The following is a 17,892-nucleotide window of genomic DNA, read 5'->3' as shown; positions in this document are numbered from 1 at the left end:
CCGTCGGTGAGGGCGGCGATCCGGTCGCCCTCGACGGCCAGCCGGCCGCCCTCGACGACACCGCCGGGCAGCACCAGCCGGGCGCCGGACAGGGCGAGACGATCGATAGCGGTCACGCGCAGCTCCAGCGATGCTCCCAATTGTTCATGGCGCCCAAACTACAAGCAACTGTGAGCAGCACATAGCCGCGTGCGGCGCCGCCCTCGTCCGGCGGAGCGGCCATCGCCAAGAGGGGCGGAAGGGGCGGGAGTTGTGATCGGCTTGTGACCGTTCCGGTCGCCCGAGGGACTGTCGGCGGTTGCCCCGGACGTGCACAATCGGCCGCATGACGACAGCCGCGGGCGGGCCGCCCCCGCCGAACACGCCGTCCGACCTCGCCCTGGGCTTCCTGACCGGCGGGGTGATCGGGGCGTCGCTGGCCGGCTTCGTCAGCGGGTGCGTGCTCGGGCGGACGCCGCTGATCGTGCTGGGGCTCGCGCTGCCGGTCGGCTACGGCCTGGTGCTCTTCCTCGCCTCGCTGCCGCGCCGGGCCCGGGAGGCGGCCGTCGTGCCGAGCCGGGCGCTGGCGCTGATCGAGGCGCTGGAGGCGGTCGGGGGCGAGGCCAGTGACGTTCCGGTGCGGTTCGAGCTGAGCGTGGTGCCGGACGATGCGCCCGCGTTCCGGGTGGGGATCCGGCAGGAGATCAACCTCGTGGAGCTCCCCGACTACCGTCCGCGCGGGGTCGTGGTGGTGGAGTACCCGCCGGACCGGCCGTGGAAGGCGCGGATCGTCAAGCGGCCGACGCCGGAGTGGGAGCGGCGCGCGGCCGGGGCCCGGCTGGACTCGGTGCCCGGTCCGGCGATGCGGGAGGAGCACGGGTCGGGCTGTGCGGGCGGTCTGCTCACCGTCCTCGGCCTGCTGTTCGGCGCGGGTGCCGTGCTGCTGCTGTTCCGCACGGAGCTGTTCGCCGCGGTCGAGGACGGGGCCGGTGCGCCCCGGCCGGCCGTCACCTCCTCCTTCTCCTCCTCCTCGTCCGCCACGATCACCGTGACCTCGGTCACCGGCACGGTCGCCCTCGGCCCGGGGCAGTCCATGCTGGACCAGGGCGAGCCGCGCAAGGCCGTCGACTCGTTGATGCGGGACGGAGAGCAGCGCCAGGCGCTCACCGTCGTCGTGCAGGACCGTCAGTTGACGGTGGTCTTCGACCCGGCCGGCGGTGTCCCGGGCGCCGGTTCGCCAAGTGGTGGTTCCCCGGGTGCCGGTTTCCCGGGCACCGGGCAGGGACTCGGGTTCGATCCGCGCTCCCTGCCGTACGACCGGATCCCCGGCCTGGTGGAGGAGGCCCGGAGGACCCTCGGCGTCAAGTCCCCGAAGAGCTGGCAGCTGACCGCCGACGGGATCACCGGCGCGCTGACGCTCAGGATCGTGGTGACCGGCGACGGCGGCTCCGCGACGCTGGAGGCGGACGGCCGTGGCCAGGTGCTGCGGCGCAGCGGCGGCTGACCGGTACGGACGGGACAGGAGGAGGGGTGCAGATGGGGTGGGACGGATTCCTGCTGCTGTGGTGCGGGCTGTGGGCCGTGGTGGCTCTGGTCGGGTTGGGCAGGTCGCTGGCCGGGGTGACCGCGGACCAGCGGAAGGTCCGGCTGACGGGGCGGATCGTCCGGGTGACCCAGCCCCGGCACGGTGGCTCGAGCAAGGGCGGGATCGCGGTGGTCGTCCGCTACCGGGACCCGGTCTCGGGTGAGGAGGTCACGGTCACCAACGACGGTGAGCGCGGCGAGACGATCACCGCCGCGTGGGAGGGCCGGGAGGTCGGGGTCGGGTACCCGCCGGGCCGTCCGCACGCCTACCGGTTCTCGAACGCCCCGGAGCAGCCCGGCCGTGGGCTGGGCCGGCCGGCCCTCGCGCTGTTCCTGCTCTGTGCCGGGCTGGTGGCGCTGGCCGCCGTCCGCTGGGGGTGGCCGTGGGCCCTGATCGGTGTCGCGGGCCCGTGGGCCGTCGCCGGGATCGTCCAACTCCCGCGAGCGGTACGGGAGAAGGCCGCCCGCCTCGGCAAGCTGGCCGTGCTGGAGGCGGTGCCCGGTCGGGTCGTCGCGGTGCTCAGGGACGTCAGCGTCGACGAGGACGGCCACACCTCGACCACCCTCACCCCGGTGCTGTCCTTCACCACCCGGGGCGGCACGGCCGTCACGGCGTACTGCCCGACCGACCTCCCGGGCCAGGCTGGAGCGTACGGAATGGAACTGACGGTCCATCATGATCCCTCCGATCCAGCCGTGTTCACGCTGGACGCCTCCACAGGGCGGCGCTCGGTGGAGCGGGGCGTGCGGTACCACGTGCTGATGATCGTGGTGCTGGTGGCGACGACCGTGGTGGGAGCGGTGCTGCTCTGAGGAGGGAGCGCGGGGTTCGGCGGGCGGGGGGACATCCGGGCGGTTCAGATGACAAGTGGTCCAGACCTTATTGGTCCAGACCTATTGACCAACTCCGGCTCCGCTCCTACGATCCGGTCCGGCACAGCCCCACATGTCCCCCCACCTCACCCACGGCCGGGCGTCACGCCCCCACGCGTCGTCATGCCCATGGCGCCCCGGCGGGAAGGGAGCACAGCATGTTCCGTCGGAGGTCGCGAACCCCACGCCCGTCGGGCGGTTTCCACCCTGATCCGGACGGCGGCCGTCCCGGCGGCGCACCGCGCCGGGTGGGTCTGGAGCGCGCGTCGAGTCCACGCCGGACCCCGACCCGGCACCGGCCGGCCGTGCTGGTCCGCACCCTCGCCGTGGTCGGGACCGCCGCCCTGATCGGCGCCGGCCTCGCGGTGACCGGCTCCGTCACCGCCGGGGCCGCGACCCCCAACCTGGTGGCCAACCCCGGCTTCGAGAGCGGACTCTCCAACTGGACCTGTTCGCCCGGCACCGCCGCGGTCGTCGCCAGCCCGGTGCACTCCGGCAGCGCCGCCCTCCGGTCCACGCCGACCGGCCAGGACACCGCCCAGTGCTCCCAGACCGTCAGCGTGCAGCCCAACTCCCAGTACACGCTGAGCGCTTACGTCCAGGGCAGCTACGTCTACCTGGGCGCCAGCGGCACCGGCGGCAGCGACCCGTCCACCTGGGCGCCGGGCAACGCCTCGTACGGCCAGCTCAGCGTCGGCTTCACCACCGGGCCCAGCACCACCTCGGTGACGGTCTACCTGCACGGCTGGTACGGGCAGCCCGCCTACTACGCGGACGACGTGTCGCTCACCGGCCCCGGCGGCAGCAGCTCCACGCCGCCGACCACCCCGCCCACCACCCCGCCGACCACCCCGCCCACGACGTCTCCCACCACACCACCCACCACACCTCCCACGACGCCGCCGACCACCCCGCCGGGCGGTGACACCTGCCCGACCAAGCCCCGGCCCTCGGGCAAGGTCCTCCAGGGCTACTGGGAGAACTGGGACGGCGCCGCCAACGGCGTCCACCCGGGCATGGGCTGGGTGCCCATCACCGACAGCCGGATCGCCGCCCACGGCTACAACGTCATCAACGCGGCCTTCCCGGTGATCCTCTCCGACGGCACCGTGCTGTGGCAGGACGGCATGGACGCCAACGTCAAGGTCTCCACCCCCGCCGAGATGTGCCAGGCCAAGGCGGCCGGGGCGACGATCCTGATGTCCATCGGCGGCGCCGCCGCCGGCATCGACCTGAGCTCCAGCACCGTCGCCGACCGGTTCGTGGCGACCGTCGTCCCGATCCTCAAGAAGTACAACTTCGACGGGATCGACATCGACATCGAGACCGGCCTCTCCGGCAGCGGCGACATCAAGACGCCCTCCGCCTCCCAGGCCAACCTGATGCGCATCATCGACGGCGTGCTGGCCCAGATGCCCAAGGGCTTCGGCCTCACGATGGCCCCCGAGACCGCGTACGTCACCGGCGGGAGCGTCACCTACGGCTCCATCTGGGGCGCCTACCTGCCGATCATCAAGAAGTACGCCGACAACGGGCAGCTGTGGTGGCTGAACATGCAGTACTACAACGGCAGCATGTACGGCTGCTCCGGGGACCCCTACCAGGCCGGTACGGTGCAGGGCTTCACCGTCCAGACCACCTGCCTGAACAACGGCCTCACCGTCCAGGGCACCACCGTCACCGTCCCGTACGACAAGCAGGTGCCCGGTCTCCCGGCCCAGCCGGGCGCGGGCGGCGGCTACCTGGACCCGGGCTCGGTCGGCCAGGCCTGGGGCAACTTCGGCGGCGCGTTGAAGGGCCTGATGACCTGGTCGCTCAACTGGGACGGCTCGAAGGGCTGGACCTTCGGCGACAAGGTCAAGTCCCTCCAGGGCCGTTGAACCCGGACCGGCCGCCGTCGGATCGCCGCTGAACCACTGCTGAGCCATCGCTGAACCACCACCGAAGGCCCGCGCCCCGCCACCCCGGGGCCCGGGCCGTTCAGCGCCCGGACGACGCCCTGCCGGGCTCGTGGTCAGCCGGTGCGCGGTGGGCCCGCCCAGTGCACCAGCTCCCGGCGCACCGGGCGGAAGCCGGCCGCCTCGGCGAGGGCGCGGCTGGCATGGTTGCCGCTGGGGGCCGACCAGGTCGGGGTGAGTCCCCGGGCGTGGGCGGCGGCGGTGGCAGCGTGGACGCAGGCGAGGGCCAGGTCGAGGCGGCGGAAGGCCGGGTCGGTGGCCACCGCGAGGTCCAGGTGCTCGCGGCCGACGAGGTAGCCGCACGCCAGCGAGGCCAGGTACGGGCCCAGGAACGCGCCCCAGGCGTAGCCGCCGGCGGCGAGGGCGCGGTGGCTGCCCCAGGTCTCGGCGATCCAGTGCGAGCCGACGGAGCGGCCGACGGAGCGGCCGACGGGGCGGCCGAGGGTGGTCGAGCGCCGGGTGAAGTGGTCGAGGTGAGCCTCGTCGGCCGCGCCCAACGGGCGGACCCAGGCCGCCGTGTGCCGGGACACCGGCCGCGGCCGCTCCGCGTGGACGTGCAGCACCCGCACCCACGGGGTGAGGTGGGTGAAGGTCCGGCCGAGCAGGGGCAGGAAGCGGTCCGGCGCGTGGAACTGCCCCCGCCCGAAGCGGCCCAGGACCGCCGGGTCCAGGCGCGCCGGGTCCCCTCGCAGCAGCCGTTCCGGCCCGCAGTGCACCAGCAGCGCGCGGACCGCGTCGGGGTCGTCCGCCCACCGGCCGCCGTGTCCGCTCCGGTCGACGTGGGCGGGCAACAGGCTCGCACCGGGCCGCTCGGCGGCGGACCGGTCGAGGGAGGACCGGTCGAGGGAGGACCGGTCGAGGGCGGGCACGGGGTGGATCGGCATGCGTCCAGTACGGCAGGCCGCGGCCGCCGGTCCCGGCCCGTTGACGAAAGCCTGGCGGCGGCAGGGCGGTTGCTGACGGAACTTTGGCGGGAGCCGGAACCCCGCCGTGGTCCCGCAGCGGTCCCGCCGTCGTCCCGCGTGGTCCCGCGTCAGGGGAGCGTCAGGAGTTCGTCAGGGCGGGTGACGGAGCTTGCCCCGGGCACCCGCGCGGGCTTTGATGGACGGCATGCACCGCTCGATCCGCCACCACGACCGCCCGCCGCATAGCCGGCCGCGGTTCGTCGTCGCGGTCGCGGTCGCCACTGCCGTCCGGTAGCACCGAGCTCCTTCCCGCCGGTCACCGGCCGCGCGTACGGGCCCGGCGCAGTCTCGCCGATCCCGTGCCGATCACCGCCGCCCGTCCTCCGCCCCGTTCGGCTCCGAGGCGGGGGCGGGCGGTCGTTTCCCGCACCACCTTCCCTTCCCGCACCACCTCCCTTCTCGCACCGGTGGCACCGGCGCGGGCGGCCGCGCGCCGCCCCGTCGCCGTACCCCGCCGGTGCCCAGCACCCTTGGATGGGTCATGTCCGACACTGTTCTGTCCGCCCGTACCGCCCTCGTCACCGGCGCCTCCTCCGGCATCGGCTGGGACACCGCCCGGCTGCTCGCCGGACTGGGCGCGAACGTCCTGGTGCACGCCCGGACCACCGCCGAGGCGGAGGACGCGGTGGGCCGGCTGATCGCCGCCGGGGCCCGCCGGGACCAACTCGTGGAGCTGGCAGCCGACTTCACCAAGCTGGCGGAGGTCGGGGTGCTGGCCGGTACGGTCGTGAAGCACTACCCGGCGCTGGACCTGCTGGTGAACAACGCCGCCGTGATGGCGCCCGAGCGCTGCACCCTGACCGACGACGGCAACGAGCTCTCGCTCCAGGTCAACTTCCTCGCCGCGCACCTGCTGGCCAAGCTGCTCCGGGCCCCGCTCTCGGCGGCCGGGGACGCCCGGATCGTCAACGTGTCCTCCTCCCTGCACCGCACCGCGTCGATGAACTGGTCGGACCCGCACCGGGTGAAGAAGTACTCCCGGGTCGCCGCGTACGCCCAGTCGCAGCTGGCGCTCACCATGGCGACCGCCGAGATGGCGCCGGCCGGCTCCGGCATCACCGCCGTCAGCCTCAACCCGGGCCTGTGCGACACCGCGCTGCTGCCGCTGTACGGGCGGGTCGGCGCACCGGCGGCGGAGGGCGCGGCGGCCGTGGTCCGGCTCTGCCTGCCGGACGCCGAGATCGTCAACGGCGCCTACTACGACGGCGGCGTCGCCGCGCCGACGGCCCAGGCCGCCCAGGAGGAGCGCTCGCAGAAGCGCCTGGTGAAGCTCGCCGACCAGCTGGTCGGCCGGGCGGCCTGAACCCCACCCACCCACCTGAGTACCCACTCCGCACCCACGAACGACGAGGAACAGCACGATGTCCAAGCGCGCCCGCAAGAAGAAGGCCCGGCGGAAGAAGAAGGCGAACCACGGCCGCAAGGCCTGTCAGTGACCGGGTAGGAACGACACCCGCCCCCGGGGTCCGCCGTCCGTGCAGCGAGGACGGCGGACCCCGGGGGCCTCGGCGCGCGCCGGGAGCCTCAGCCGAGGGTCGCCCAGTCCTGGGTGTTGGCGTTGCCGGCCGGGTTGACGAGCACGGCGGCTCCGGTACTGACGGAGGCGCTGTCGAGCACGTAGCCGGTCGCCGGGTTGGTGATCGTCAGGGTGCCGCTGCCGTTCTGGGTGACCTGCCACTTCTGGTACTGGCTGCTGGAGTTGAACGGCTGCAGGGTGGCCTGACCGCCTGCTGCGGCGGGCGCCGTGAGGGTCAGCGGAGTCGGGCAGCTGTCGTAGATCCGCGCGGTGCCGTCCGCGTTCGGGTCCAGCTTCCACTTCTCCGAGGCGTGGGTGGTGTCGTAGGTGTTGAGGTCGGCGACGACGTCGGTGGACCCGGCGCACTGGCCCGCGTGCTCCAGGGCCAGGCCGCCGCCGTTGGTGAGGCCGTGGTACTGGTTGTCACCGACGATGGTGGGGCCGTAGTCGATGGTGTGGGTGGCCAGGTAGTTGAGCGCGCTGCCGGTGGTGGAGAGGTTGGCCGCCGGGCGGTCGTTCTTGAAGTAGTCGGCGAAGGTCGACGGGGCGTGCGAGGTCAGCATCGCGATGGTGCCGTTCCAGCCGCCGTCGACGTTGTTCCACAGGTCGAGCAGCGAGCCGTCCACGTTGCCCTGGACCTGGTCCCCGGTGTTCCAGCCGGTGGTGTACGTGAAGGGGTAGCTGCTGCCGTCGGGCCAGACGTAGCGGTAGTCGCCCAGGAGGTAGGCGGCCGTGGAGTCGGCGAAGCCCTCGGTCCAGGCGCAGCTGCCCGAGCTGACCAGGTTGACGTAGTGCGGGCTGCAGTTGGTGACGGCCGGGAACACGCCGTTGTAGAGGCGGTGCATCAGGAAGTGGCCGGACTCGTGGAGCACGGTGTGCTCGGAGTCCGGGTCGGCGGCGGCCAGGTGGACGGTGCCGGCCAGGTCGTAGTAGGGGCCGTCGGCCGAGTTCGCGGTCCACCGGACGGTGAGTTCGGTGCAGGCGTTGTTCGCCTCGTGGGAGGACCAGCAGGCGGTGCTGGGGTTGTTCCGGTGCTGGTACAGCAGGTTGACGGTGTCGAAGGCGTGCCAGGCCCGGGAGGTGGCGGCGAGGGGCTTGACGGTGCCCAGCGAGGTGCTGCCGGCGATGTTGTTCTGGGTGGCGGAGTCCAGCGTGTACGGCGTGCCGGTGGTGTCGGCGACCTTCCAGTACTGGCCGCTCTCGGTGCGGAACCGCACCCACAGGCTGCTCATCGACGTGGTGGTGGTGGGGGTGTAGCAGAGGTTGAAGGTGCCGTCGGTGGTGTTGGTGAGCTGGTAGTCGGCGGTCAGTTGGTGGGCGGTGTCGGTGACCTTCTCGGCCCCCCAGAGCTGGGCGTCGGCGTTCCGGGCGGGCTTGGTCCGGGTGGGCTTCGTCGGGCCGGCTTCGGCCGACTGGTAGTCGTACTGGAGCGTTCCGCTCAGACAGATGGGGCTCGCGGCCCGGGCGGGCGTCGCGGCGAGCGGAGTGGCGGTGGCGGCGAGGAGGGCGGAGGCGAGGGCGGCGGAGCCGTGCGACAGTCGGATGCCGATGGCCATGCGGGGTTTCCTCTCCTGGGGAACGCGCCTGCGGAGGCAGCACGGTTCGGTGGCGACCGAAGTTCCGCAGCCAGGATCGGGTCCCGACACCCCCGGGGGTAAGAGCGTGCGGGTGCGCACCGATGAGCCGGTGGTCCTATGGAGGCACTACGGTGGTGATGGCGACGGCGCCCGCCCCGTGCGCCGTCGGCGCGCCCGTACCCGCCCGGGTCGGCGGGCCGTCAGGACGTGCGGGCCAGGCCGCAGGAGATCAGCCGCTCCCAGACCGTCAGCTCGCCGGTGTCACCGCCCCCGGGCTCCGGGCGCCAGGAGGAGCAGAACGCCAGCCCGGGTTCGAGCAGTTCGAGCCCGCCGAACAGGCCGAGCAGCTCCTCGTCGGTGCGCCAGCGGCCGCGGCCGAAACTGCCCTGGAGCTTCTGCTCCGCGAGCCGGGTCTCCTCGTTCGCGCCGGAGCGGAAGTGCGAGACGTACACCAGGCTGCCCGGGGCCACCCGCTCCGCCCACCAGCGCACCAGCTCGGCGGGCCGCTCGTCGTCGTTGAGGTGGTGCAGGACGGCGCTGAACAGGACGCCCACCGGCCGGTCGAAGTCGATCAGGCGCCGCACCTCGGGGTGCTGCCGGATCGTCTCCGGCTCGCGCAGGTCCGCCTGGGCCACCGCGGTGCGGTCGTCGGTCGCCAGCAGGGCGCGGCCGTGGGCCAGCACCATCGGGTCGTTGTCCACGTAGACGACGTGCGCGTCGGGGGCGTGCCGCCGGGCGACCTGGTGCACGTTGTCGGCGGTCGGCAGCCCGCTGCCCATGTCGATGAACTGCCGGATGCCGTCGTCGGCCATCGCGCCCACGGCCCGCACCAGGGCCCGGCGGTTGGCGAGGGCGATCGCCACCGAGCCGGGCAGGTCGCGGAGGAAGAAGTCGCCGACCTCGCGGTCGACGGGGAAGTTGTCCTTGCCGCCGAGCAGGTAGTCGTAGACCCGGGCGATGCTCGGCTTCGACTGGTCGATCCCGCTGCTGTCATCGGTCATGGCCGGCAACCCCTCCTCGGCGTTCGTCGTGGGCCCGATCGTAGGAGAGCCCCCCGGGGAGGACGGTCAACCCGGGGATGGTGTCGCGGGATTCGCCGGGACGTGGTACGGCAGGTGCTCGGCGGCCCGGTGCCGGCTGCGCCCGGCGAGGCCGACCGCGGCCGGCACCCGGTCGGCGGCGGCCCGGTCCAGCGCCTGCCCGGCGAGCCGCAGCGGCGGTTCCATCTGCTGGCGGGCCGTCAGCGCCGGTACCAGGTCGAAGGACTGGAAGACGAAGCCCATCAGCCTGGCCGGGACGAACTTCCCGCTCGGAAGGAGGGGCACAACGCCTCCCACCGCAAGGTCCGAGCCCGTATCGAGCACGTCTTCGCCCACCTGCACAACCTTGCCCGCACCGACTAGGACCAGGCGAAACGTGCCCGGTCAGCCGGTGTTTGTCATCCCGCCCAACGGAGTGCGGCGTGGCGATACCTTGCGATGGCTGATCCGCCAGCCATCAGCGGTGCGCACGACGGTGTCGTCGTAGGAGACGGAACCGCAGGAGCCGTCCGCCTTGATGCCCAGGCCCTTGGACCGGACCTGCACCCGGCCGTCTGCCGGGGCCGTTACGACGACATTGGTGACGTGATGCGCGACGGGGTTGGCGGCACCCAGTGCCCATGCCGCTTCTCGGATGGCAGCCACCCCGGACAGCGGTTCTTGGCCGAAGTCGGTGAGGTCGTAGACAACATCAAGGGTGAACAACTCCTCCAACCGGTCAAGGCTTCCGTCGTCGACAAGGTGACCATGCAACGAGACCAGTTCGGTGATGGCCAAGCGATCTTCAAGAGCGAGTGACACACGCGTCCTCTCCGGCCCGGCTTGGAGGGGCCAGGCCGAGCATCGATCCGTCGTCAGCACGGCACCCACCGCTGGACACCGCAACGAGTTCGGGTACATACGGCGAGAGGAGCCGTGCCCTCGTGATCGTCCCCTACCGCTGCTCAGCCCGCCACCGACTTGTACGCCGGCGCCCTGCCACCGTCAATCGAAGCACGTCCTACGGGACAGCCCTCAGGCCGAGGGGGCGCCGCCTCCGGAGCCTCCCCTGACCTTGCCCCTGAGCCGCCCTGACGCTCCCTCGGGGGCGAGGGCCCGTCCTCGGACCCGGGCCCCGAGTCCTCAGCCGGACGGGGTGGTTCCGGTGAACGGCGTGCCGGGCGTGCCGGGCGCGGTCGGCGCGGAGGCGGTGTCGGGGAGGACGCCGAGCTGCTGCAGGACGCCGGCGCGGTCGTAGGCGTCCACGGAACGGGCGATCCGCCCGTCCTCGGCGAACTCGAGCAGGCTCATCAGGGAGAGCGAGAACCGTTTGCCCCGGCTGGACTCCGGGAGGCAGAGGAACGGCTCCCGGACGGTGGCGCTGTAGTGCACGTGGGCCACCGCGTGGGACGGGCCGACCACCACGCCCTGGCTGACGGAACGGATGTCGGAGAAGAGCTCGCCGGCCCGGGCGAAGTACTCATGCAGCTCCTGGTGGCCCCGGTAGGTGTGGTCGAAGGCCTTGTCCTCGATCACGGCGTCCTCGGTGTAGTACTCCATCGCGTCGGTGGGGGCGGTGGGGGAGTCCCACACGGTCACCCAGCGTTCGACGAACGCCTTCCGCTCGCTCGGGTCGAAGTCCGGCACGGGATCAGTCCTTTCCGCGCGGGGGCGCAGTTCGGGGGGTGGTGCCCGGCGACCAGTGCCGGAGTACGGCGGCCATGACCCGGGGCGCCGCCAGTTCGGCCGGTGAGCCGGTCAGGCTGACGGCGTTCCAGACGGCGGTGGCGACCCGGGTGTCGTCGGCCGCGGCACGCATGGTGGCCCGGAAGGCCGTCGCCAGCAGGCCGGCGACGGCGGGGTGGGTGCCCGGGACCTGCGGCATGGCCCGGTCGGCCATGGTGGAGAACAGCCACGGGAGCCGCACGGCCCGGGCGGCCTCCCGGTAGAAGCGCCGGGGCAGGCCCGCCGGGCCGGCGGCGAGGCACCGGCGGAGCGCCCTGGCCTCCAGGGCGGCGACCGTCATGCCCGCGCCGTAGATCGGGTTGAGGCTGCAGAGCGCGTCCCCGGTGGAGATCAGGCCGTCGGGGAGCCGGCGCAGCCGGTGGAAGTCCCGGCGGAGGGAGGCCGGGTAGGCGAAGGAGGAGACCCCGGTGATCGGCTCGGCGTTCCGGAGCGCGGTCAGGGTCCCGGCGGGGAGCAGGTCCGCGGCGAAGTCGAGGAACCGCTCCGGCGCGGCCGGCGGGTGGTCGTCCTTGCCGAAGCCGTAGAGCGACAGCACCCAGGCGTCGTGCTCCTGCTGGGTGAGGACCCCGCCGCGGGGGCGGGTCGTGGTGGCTCCGATCAGCACGCCCTTGGCCCGCCCCAGGGCGCCCGGGGCGACCCGGTAGCGGCGGCTGGCGTAGGCGACGTCGACGGCCAGGCGTGCCGTGGCGGGCGCCCGGTACCCCAGGGACCTGAGCCAGGTGGCGCCCCGGCCCGCGCGGCCCATCGCGTCCACGACGAGGTCCGCGTGGACGGCCTCGGCGGAGTCGGGATCCCCCGGGCGGGCCAGCCGGGCCGGGCCGACCCGGGCCCCGCCGACCCGGGCCGGGCCGGCGGCGAGCGGGCCGGTGACGATCGGGGCGGTGGCCTCCAGCCCCGACCGCAGGGTGACCCCGGGCAGCGCGCGGACCCGCTCGCGCAGCCGGTCCTCCAGGAAGGGCCGGCTCACCTGGAGCACCCGGCCGAGCGGCACCTGCCGCAGGCGCGACCCGAAGAAGACGATGTCGAGCTCGTCCAGGGCCCCGGCCAGGGTGCCGCCGTCGGCCGCCAACTCCTCGACCAATCCCGGGAAGAGCTCCGCCAGGACCTGCGCGCCGCCCGGCGTGAGCGAATGGACGTGTGCCCCCTGCGGGACCCCGCGCCGGACGTCGGACGGCTCCGGAAAGGTGTCCCGCTCGACGACGGTGACACGCTCGAAGAACCCGGAGAGCGCCCGGGCGGCGCACAGGCCGCTGATCCCCGCACCGAGCACGAGCGCGTGGCCCGCTCCGCCGCGACTGCTGCTTCGCCGTGGACCCACGGTCGGCTCCGATCGCTCGCCGCCCGCCGTCGGACGGGCGCCCCCACCCTGCCACCCGGCTCCCGGCCGGCACCACCGGGCGGTCACCCGTCCGGGTGAAACCGGCGGACCGGTCTCACCCGATCGGGTCTCCGCCGTTTGCGGGGCGCCGGTTTGTGGGGCGCGGGTTCGTGGGGCGCCGGTTCGTGGGGCGCGGGTTCGTGGGGCGTCAGTGTGCGGGGGCGTCAGTCCTGCGGCTGCACGGCCGGTTGCCGCTCGGGGTAGGCGGCGAGCAGCGCCAGCCAGAGCTGGAAGCGGTCCTGCATGGACGCCAGGGAGCGGCCGGTGAGCCGCTCGATCCGGTCCAGCCGGTAGCGGACGGTGTTGCGGTGGACGTACAGCCGGTCGGCGACCGCCTGCACCGAGCAGTCCGCGGCCAGGTAGGCGTGCAGGGTCGTGACCAGGTCGGCGCGGTTGGCCTCGTCGAAGCGGGTGAGCGGGCGCAGCACCTCGGCGGCGAGCTGCTTCAACGGCAGGTCGGGGCTGGACAGCAGCAGCCGGGGCAGGTTGAGCGGGTCGCCGCCGTGCACCCCGGGGCCCTTGGCGAGGGCGGCCTGGGCCTCGAACCAGCTCCAGCGCAGCCCGTCGACGCCCCGGTAGCAGCCGCCGATGCCGACCGCGGCGCGGGCGTCCAGGCCGGCGAGCGCGGTGCCGAAGCGCCGGGCGAGGTCGTCGACCGGCGCGGAGCGGGGGAGCACCGCCACCAGGTACCGGTTGACGACGGCGGTGAGCACCGGCTCGGGGGAGTCGGGGTGCTCGGTCGGCAGCCAGGGCAGCCGGGCGAGCCGCCGGTCCGCCTCCGCCCCGGGCCCGGGCCCGGCGCCCTCCGGTGCCAGTCGGCCCAGCACCACCCGGTGGGCGGCCTGGGGGTCGAGCCCGAAGGCGGCGAGCCGGCGCTCGGCGGCGGCCGGCGCGATCACGTCCCGCACGATGTCCTCGACGACCTGGCCGACCAGCTCCCGCCGCCCGGCCAGGTGGGCCTGACGGCGGGCCAGCTCCAGTCCGACCAGCCGGGCGGCGTACGGGAGGACGTCCGCCGCCGGGCCCGCCGAGCGCAGGCAGAGGAAGGCCGCGACCACCCCGTCGACCTGCACCGGCAGCCGCAGCGGCCCGGCGCCGCCGGGCCCCTGCGCGCCCGGGTGCCCGGCGCCCGGGCGCCCGGCCGCCGGAGCACCGGGCCGCCCCGCCGCCCGCAGCTCTGCGAGCAGCGCCTCCGGCCGCTCCGGAGCGGCGGCCAGCACCACCCCGTGCCGGTCCAGCACGGCGACCTCCGAGCCGCAGGCCCGGCGCAGCACCCGCAGCAGCGCGGTCAGGCCCTCGCCGCCGAGCAGCGCCTGGACCAGCAGGTCGTGCTGGTCGACCAGCCGCCGCTGAGCGCTGTGGTCCTCGGCCGTGATCCGCTCGGCGACCAGCCGGTTCACCGCGATGAACGGCGTCTCGTACGGGACCTCCAGCACCGCCAGGCCCTGCCGCTCGGCCTCGGCGACGGTGGCCCGTGGGACGGCCGGGTGGCTCAGCCCGGTGCCGAAGCCGATCCCCGAGGCGCCGGCGGCCGCCACCCGCTGGACGAAGGCGGTCTGCGCGGCGGCGCCGCGCTGCCGCAGGCCGGTGGTGAGGAGCAGCTCGCCGCCCGTCAACCACTGCGTCGGGTCGGCGAGTTCGGTCACCGCGACCCAGCGCACGACCCGGTCGAGCCCGGCCGTGCCGGTGCACAGTCGCAGGCCGAGGCCCTCTTCCCGAAGCAGATCGCGCAGCGTCACCGGCATGCGCCGGACTGTAGCGCCGCACAACTCGCCGACGGAAGACCGTGCGGGCGTCCATAGCCAGGCGGGGTGATCCCTTCCTAGGGTTCCGTGCGAACCGGGCGTACCGGCGGGGCGACCCCGTCCGTACCGTCCGCTTGTCGTACCAGCCAGAAGGGCCACCGGAGTTGAGCAGCCACGACCGTCCACCCCGACCGGAGCCGGCCCCCGGCGCGGTCCGGCTCGAAGGGCTGGCCAAGACCTTCGACGGCCAGGTCCGCGCCGTCGACGGCGTCGACCTGGACATCGGCGAGGGCGAGTTCTTCGCGATGCTCGGGCCCTCCGGCTCCGGGAAGACCACCGTGCTGCGCATGATCGCGGGCTTCGAGGCGCCGAGCGCCGGCCGGGTCCTGCTGAGCGGCGCCGACGTCACCGGCCTGCCGCCGTTCGACCGGGACGTCAACACGGTGTTCCAGGATTACGCGCTGTTCCCGCACATGACGATCGAACAGAACGTCGGCTACGGCCTGATGGTCCGCCGGGTGCCGAAGGCCGAACGGGCCGAGCGGGTGCGGGCGGCGCTCGCCATGGTCCGGCTGGCAGGCCTCGAGCGCCGCCGCCCGGCCCAGCTCTCCGGCGGTCAGCGCCAACGCGTCGCGCTGGCAAGGGCGTTGGTGAACCGCCCGAAGGTGCTGCTACTGGACGAGCCGCTCGGTGCGCTCGACCTGAAACTGCGGCACGAGATGCAGGCCGAGCTCAAGCGGATCCAGCGCGAGGTCGGGATCACCTTCGTGTTCGTCACCCACGACCAGGACGAGGCCCTGACGATGAGCGACCGCGTCGCGGTGTTCAACGCGGGCCGGATCGAGCAGGTCGGCCCGCCCGCCGAGGTGTACGAGCACCCGGCCACCGCCTTCGTGGCCGGCTTCGTCGGCACCTCCAACCTGCTGGACGGCCCGGCCGCCGAGCAGGTGGTGGGCCAGGCCGGACTGTTCAGCGTCCGCCCGGAGAAGATCCGGATAGCGCACCCGGACGACCCGGCCGGGCCGGACGAGCTGTCCGCCACCGGGCGGGTCGCCGAAGTCGTCTACGCGGGCGGCCACACCCGGTTCCTGGTGGACCTGGAGGCGGGCGGGCGGCTGACCGCCGTCCGGCAGAACGTCGACGAGGGCTCCGCCGACGTGCTGCGCCACCGCGGCACCGAGGTCGTCCTGGCCTGGCAGCGCAGGCACACGGTCCGGGTCGGTTCCTGACCCACCCCCACCCCCCTCACCGAAGATCGGAACACCCCGCCATGCGCATCCCCCTGATCGCCCGCGCCGCGGCCGCCGCCACCGCCGCCGTCCTGCTCGCCGCAGGGTGCGGCAGCAGCGGCGGCACGGGCACCGCGAACGGCTCGCACGGGCTGAACCCGCCCAAGCTGCCGATGCTCCAGTCCCTGGGCGCCGGGGAGGGCCAGCTGAACCTGGTCGCCTGGGCCGGCTACGCCGAGGACGGCTCGGACGACAAGAGCGTCGACTGGGTCCACCCCTTCGAGCAGCAGACCGGCTGCAAGGTCAACACGAAGATCGCCGGGACCTCCGACGAGATGGTCTCGCTGATGAAGACCGGCCAGTACGACGCCGTCTCGGCCTCCGGCGACGCGACCCTGCGGCTGATCGCGGCCGGCGACGTCGCCCCCGTCAACACCGCCCTGGTGCAGAACTACGCGGACGTCTTCGACGGTCTCAAGAACCAGCCCTGGAACTCGGTCAACGGCCAGATGTACGGCATCCCGCACGGCCGCGGCGCCAACCTGCTGATGTACCGCACCGACAAGGTCACCCCGGCCCCCGACTCCTGGAGCGTGGTCTTCGACGGCGCCGCGCCCTACGCCGGCCACGTCACCGCCTACGACTCCCCGATCTACATCGCCGACGCCGCGCTCTACCTGATGAAGACCAGGCCGGAGCTCGGCATCACCAACCCGTACGCCCTGGACGCCGCCCAGCTCAAGGCGGCCGCTGACCTGTTGAAGACCCAGCACAAGGCGATCGGCGAGTACTGGAGCGACTTCCAGAAGTCGGAGAACTCCTTCAAGACCGGGGACACCGTGGTCGGCACCAGCTGGCAGGTGATCGCCAACCTGGCCCAGGCCGACAAGGCGCCGGTCAAGGCCGTGCTGCCGAAGGAGGGCGCCACCGGCTGGTCCGACACCTGGATGGTGTCCGCCAAGGCCGCCCACCCCAACTGCGCCTACCAGTGGATGAACTGGATCGTCTCGCCGACCGCCAACGCCCAGGTCGCCCAGTGGTTCGGCGAGGCGCCGGCCAACTCCAAGGCCTGCGACCTGACCACCGACAAGGGCTTCTGCGCCACCTTCCACGCCGCCGACGAGGCCTACTGGAAGGACGTGTACTACTGGACCACCCCGGTCAAGAGCTGCCTGGACGGCCGCACGGTGGCCTGCACCGACTACGCCGCCTGGACGTCCGCCTGGACCGAGATCAAGGGCTGATGACCGCGACCGGCACGACCGACCCGACCGAAGCGGCCGCCGCGACCGCCCCGGTACGGCAGCCGCGGCGCGGCGGCGTGCGGCGGGCCGCCGCCGTGCTGTACCGGCACGCCGGGCTGCGGCTGGCACTGCTGCTGTCCGCCCCGATGGCCTGGCTGCTGCTCGCCTACCTGGGCTCGCTGGCCGTCCTGCTGCTGTCGGCCTTCTGGGCGGTCGACGACTTCACCTACGACCTCGTCCGGGTCTGGAACACCGCCAACTTCCACACCGTCCTCACCGAACCGGTCTACCGGACGGTCGCCCTGCGCACGCTCGGCATCGCCGCCGCCGTCACCGTGATCGACGCCGTGGTGGCCTTCCCGATGGCCTTCTACATGGCCCGGATCGCCCGGCCGCGCACCCGCAAGCTGCTGGTGGTGGCCGTCCTGACGCCGCTGTGGGCCAGCTACCTGGTGAAGGCCTACGCCTGGCGGGTCATCCTCAGCCAGGGCGGCGTGCTGGACCGGCTCGGCGCCCCGTTCGGGCTGTCCAGCCCGGGGTACGGCACCACGGCGGTGATCCTGGTCCTCGCCTACCTGTGGCTGCCGTACATGATCCTGCCGGTCTTCGCCGGGCTGGAGAACCTGCCCGGCAACCTGCTCGACGCCTCCGCCGACCTGGGCGCCTCCGCCTGGCGGACCTTCCGCTCGGTCGTTCTCCCGCTGGTCCTGCCCTCGGTGTTCGCCGGGTCGGTGTTCACCTTCTCGCTCAGCCTGGGCGACTACATCACCGTACGGATCGTCGGCGGCAAGACCCAGGTGCTGGGCACCGCGATCGCCGACAACGTGACGCTCAACCTGCCGCTGGCCGCCGCGCTGTCCTGCGTCCCGGTGGTGATGATCGTCGGCTACCTGCTCGCCGTGCGCCGCACCGGCGCCCTGGACTCGCTGTAGGGCCCGTCTTCAAACCCCCGTCGTTCGCCCGGAGGGCGGGCGGGGCGACGCCGGGGCACGCACCTCGCCGCGTTGTCGTCGGTCGCCAATGCGCTGCATTGGGCTCCCTCCTCCGCCTTGCGATGCACGCACCCCAACGCCGCCCCG

Annotated in this window: 14 protein-coding genes and 3 pseudogenes; 9 read left to right on the top strand and 8 right to left on the bottom strand. The window is 73.5% G+C overall.

Annotated features, from left to right (window positions below; all coding sequences use genetic code 11):
* Window positions 1–325: 325 nt before the first annotated feature.
* The 4 genes and pseudogenes from ACIQWA_RS40530 to ACIQWA_RS40515 form a co-directional block, all read left to right on the top strand.
* Window positions 326–1,483, top strand: a complete 1,158-nt coding sequence (locus ACIQWA_RS40530) for a hypothetical protein (RefSeq protein WP_402492107.1) — start codon at window positions 326–328, stop codon at window positions 1,481–1,483.
* A 32-nt stretch (window positions 1,484–1,515) separates the two neighbouring features.
* On the top strand, window positions 1,516–2,376 hold the full coding sequence (locus ACIQWA_RS40525; protein ID WP_402492104.1) for a DUF3592 domain-containing protein: 861 nt from the start codon (window positions 1,516–1,518) through the stop codon (window positions 2,374–2,376).
* 218 nt (window positions 2,377–2,594) lie between these two features.
* Window positions 2,595–3,173 (top strand): annotated as a pseudogene (locus ACIQWA_RS40520) (carbohydrate binding domain-containing protein); the annotation flags it as partial.
* A gap of 183 nt (window positions 3,174–3,356) precedes the next feature.
* Window positions 3,357–4,316 (top strand): annotated as a pseudogene (locus ACIQWA_RS40515) (chitinase); the annotation flags it as partial.
* 134 nt (window positions 4,317–4,450) lie between these two features.
* On the opposite strand, the gene ACIQWA_RS40510 reads toward ACIQWA_RS40515, so the two are convergent.
* Entirely contained in the window at window positions 4,451–5,278 is an 828-nt protein-coding gene (locus tag ACIQWA_RS40510; protein ID WP_402492101.1) for a GNAT family N-acetyltransferase, read from the bottom strand.
* A 562-nt stretch (window positions 5,279–5,840) separates the two neighbouring features.
* On the opposite strand from ACIQWA_RS40510, the gene ACIQWA_RS40505 reads away from it, so the two are divergent.
* On the top strand, window positions 5,841–6,662 hold the full coding sequence (locus tag ACIQWA_RS40505) for an SDR family NAD(P)-dependent oxidoreductase (RefSeq protein ID WP_402492098.1): 822 nt from the start codon (window positions 5,841–5,843) through the stop codon (window positions 6,660–6,662).
* Window positions 6,663–6,883: 221 nt separating this feature from the next.
* On the opposite strand, the gene ACIQWA_RS40500 is transcribed toward ACIQWA_RS40505, so the two are convergent.
* The 3 genes from ACIQWA_RS40500 to ACIQWA_RS40490 all read right to left on the bottom strand — a co-directional run bounded on the left by ACIQWA_RS40500 (window position 6,884) and on the right by ACIQWA_RS40490 (window position 9,777).
* Window positions 6,884–8,431, bottom strand: a complete 1,548-nt coding sequence (locus tag ACIQWA_RS40500) for an RICIN domain-containing protein (protein WP_402492096.1) — start codon at window positions 8,429–8,431, stop codon at window positions 6,884–6,886.
* Between the two features lie 221 nt (window positions 8,432–8,652).
* Window positions 8,653–9,453 carry an SAM-dependent methyltransferase gene (locus ACIQWA_RS40495; protein WP_402492093.1) on the bottom strand — a complete coding sequence of 267 codons (801 nt, stop codon included), beginning with the start codon at window positions 9,451–9,453 and terminating at the stop codon, window positions 8,653–8,655.
* A gap of 66 nt (window positions 9,454–9,519) precedes the next feature.
* Window positions 9,520–9,777: a hypothetical protein gene (locus ACIQWA_RS40490; RefSeq protein WP_402492111.1), complete on the bottom strand. Its 258-nt coding sequence runs from the start codon at window positions 9,775–9,777 to the stop codon at window positions 9,520–9,522.
* Here ACIQWA_RS40490 and ACIQWA_RS40485 point away from each other — a divergent pair.
* Window positions 9,736–9,831, top strand: a pseudogene (locus ACIQWA_RS40485) (IS5/IS1182 family transposase); the annotation flags it as partial. The gene ACIQWA_RS40490 and the pseudogene ACIQWA_RS40485 sit on opposite strands and share 42 nt — an antisense overlap.
* A 45-nt stretch (window positions 9,832–9,876) precedes the next feature.
* Here ACIQWA_RS40485 and ACIQWA_RS40480 read toward each other — a convergent pair.
* From ACIQWA_RS40480 to ACIQWA_RS40465, 4 genes are all read right to left on the bottom strand, one after another.
* Complete coding sequence (locus tag ACIQWA_RS40480; RefSeq protein WP_402492091.1) at window positions 9,877–10,269, bottom strand: nuclear transport factor 2 family protein; 393 nt, start codon at window positions 10,267–10,269, stop codon at window positions 9,877–9,879.
* Window positions 10,270–10,614: 345 nt separating this feature from the next.
* Window positions 10,615–11,118, bottom strand: a complete 504-nt coding sequence (locus ACIQWA_RS40475) for an ester cyclase (protein WP_402492088.1) — start codon at window positions 11,116–11,118, stop codon at window positions 10,615–10,617.
* Window positions 11,119–11,122: 4 nt separating this feature from the next.
* A complete protein-coding gene (locus tag ACIQWA_RS40470; protein ID WP_402492085.1) occupies window positions 11,123–12,535 on the bottom strand; it encodes an FAD-dependent oxidoreductase in 1,413 nt (470 codons plus the stop codon).
* Between the two features lie 224 nt (window positions 12,536–12,759).
* Window positions 12,760–14,340, bottom strand: coding sequence for a PucR family transcriptional regulator (locus tag ACIQWA_RS40465; protein WP_402492082.1), 1,581 nt, complete (start codon window positions 14,338–14,340; stop codon window positions 12,760–12,762).
* A gap of 164 nt (window positions 14,341–14,504) precedes the next feature.
* Here ACIQWA_RS40465 and ACIQWA_RS40460 point away from each other — a divergent pair, with 164 nt between their 5' ends.
* From ACIQWA_RS40460 to ACIQWA_RS40450, 3 genes are read left to right on the top strand one after another with little or no spacing between them, the layout of a single operon-like run.
* Window positions 14,505–15,569 carry an ABC transporter ATP-binding protein gene (locus ACIQWA_RS40460; protein ID WP_402492079.1) on the top strand — a complete coding sequence of 355 codons (1,065 nt, stop codon included), beginning with the start codon at window positions 14,505–14,507 and terminating at the stop codon, window positions 15,567–15,569.
* A 41-nt stretch (window positions 15,570–15,610) separates the two neighbouring features.
* The gene (locus tag ACIQWA_RS40455; RefSeq protein WP_402492076.1) at window positions 15,611–16,813 is read left to right on the top strand and encodes an ABC transporter substrate-binding protein; all 1,203 of its coding nucleotides are present in this window, start codon (window positions 15,611–15,613) and stop codon (window positions 16,811–16,813) included.
* Window positions 16,813–17,745, top strand: a complete 933-nt coding sequence (locus ACIQWA_RS40450; RefSeq protein ID WP_402492073.1) for an ABC transporter permease — start codon at window positions 16,813–16,815, stop codon at window positions 17,743–17,745. Before ACIQWA_RS40455 ends, ACIQWA_RS40450 begins: the two co-directional genes overlap by 1 nt.
* Window positions 17,746–17,892: the final 147 nt, after the last annotated feature.

Origin of the sequence: Kitasatospora sp. NPDC098652, from assembly GCF_044760155.1 — a bacterium.
GTDB lineage: Bacteria > Actinomycetota > Actinomycetes > Streptomycetales > Streptomycetaceae > Kitasatospora.
Note: the sequence above shows the minus strand (reverse complement) of the source record. Positions and strands in the feature narration are given on the sequence as shown.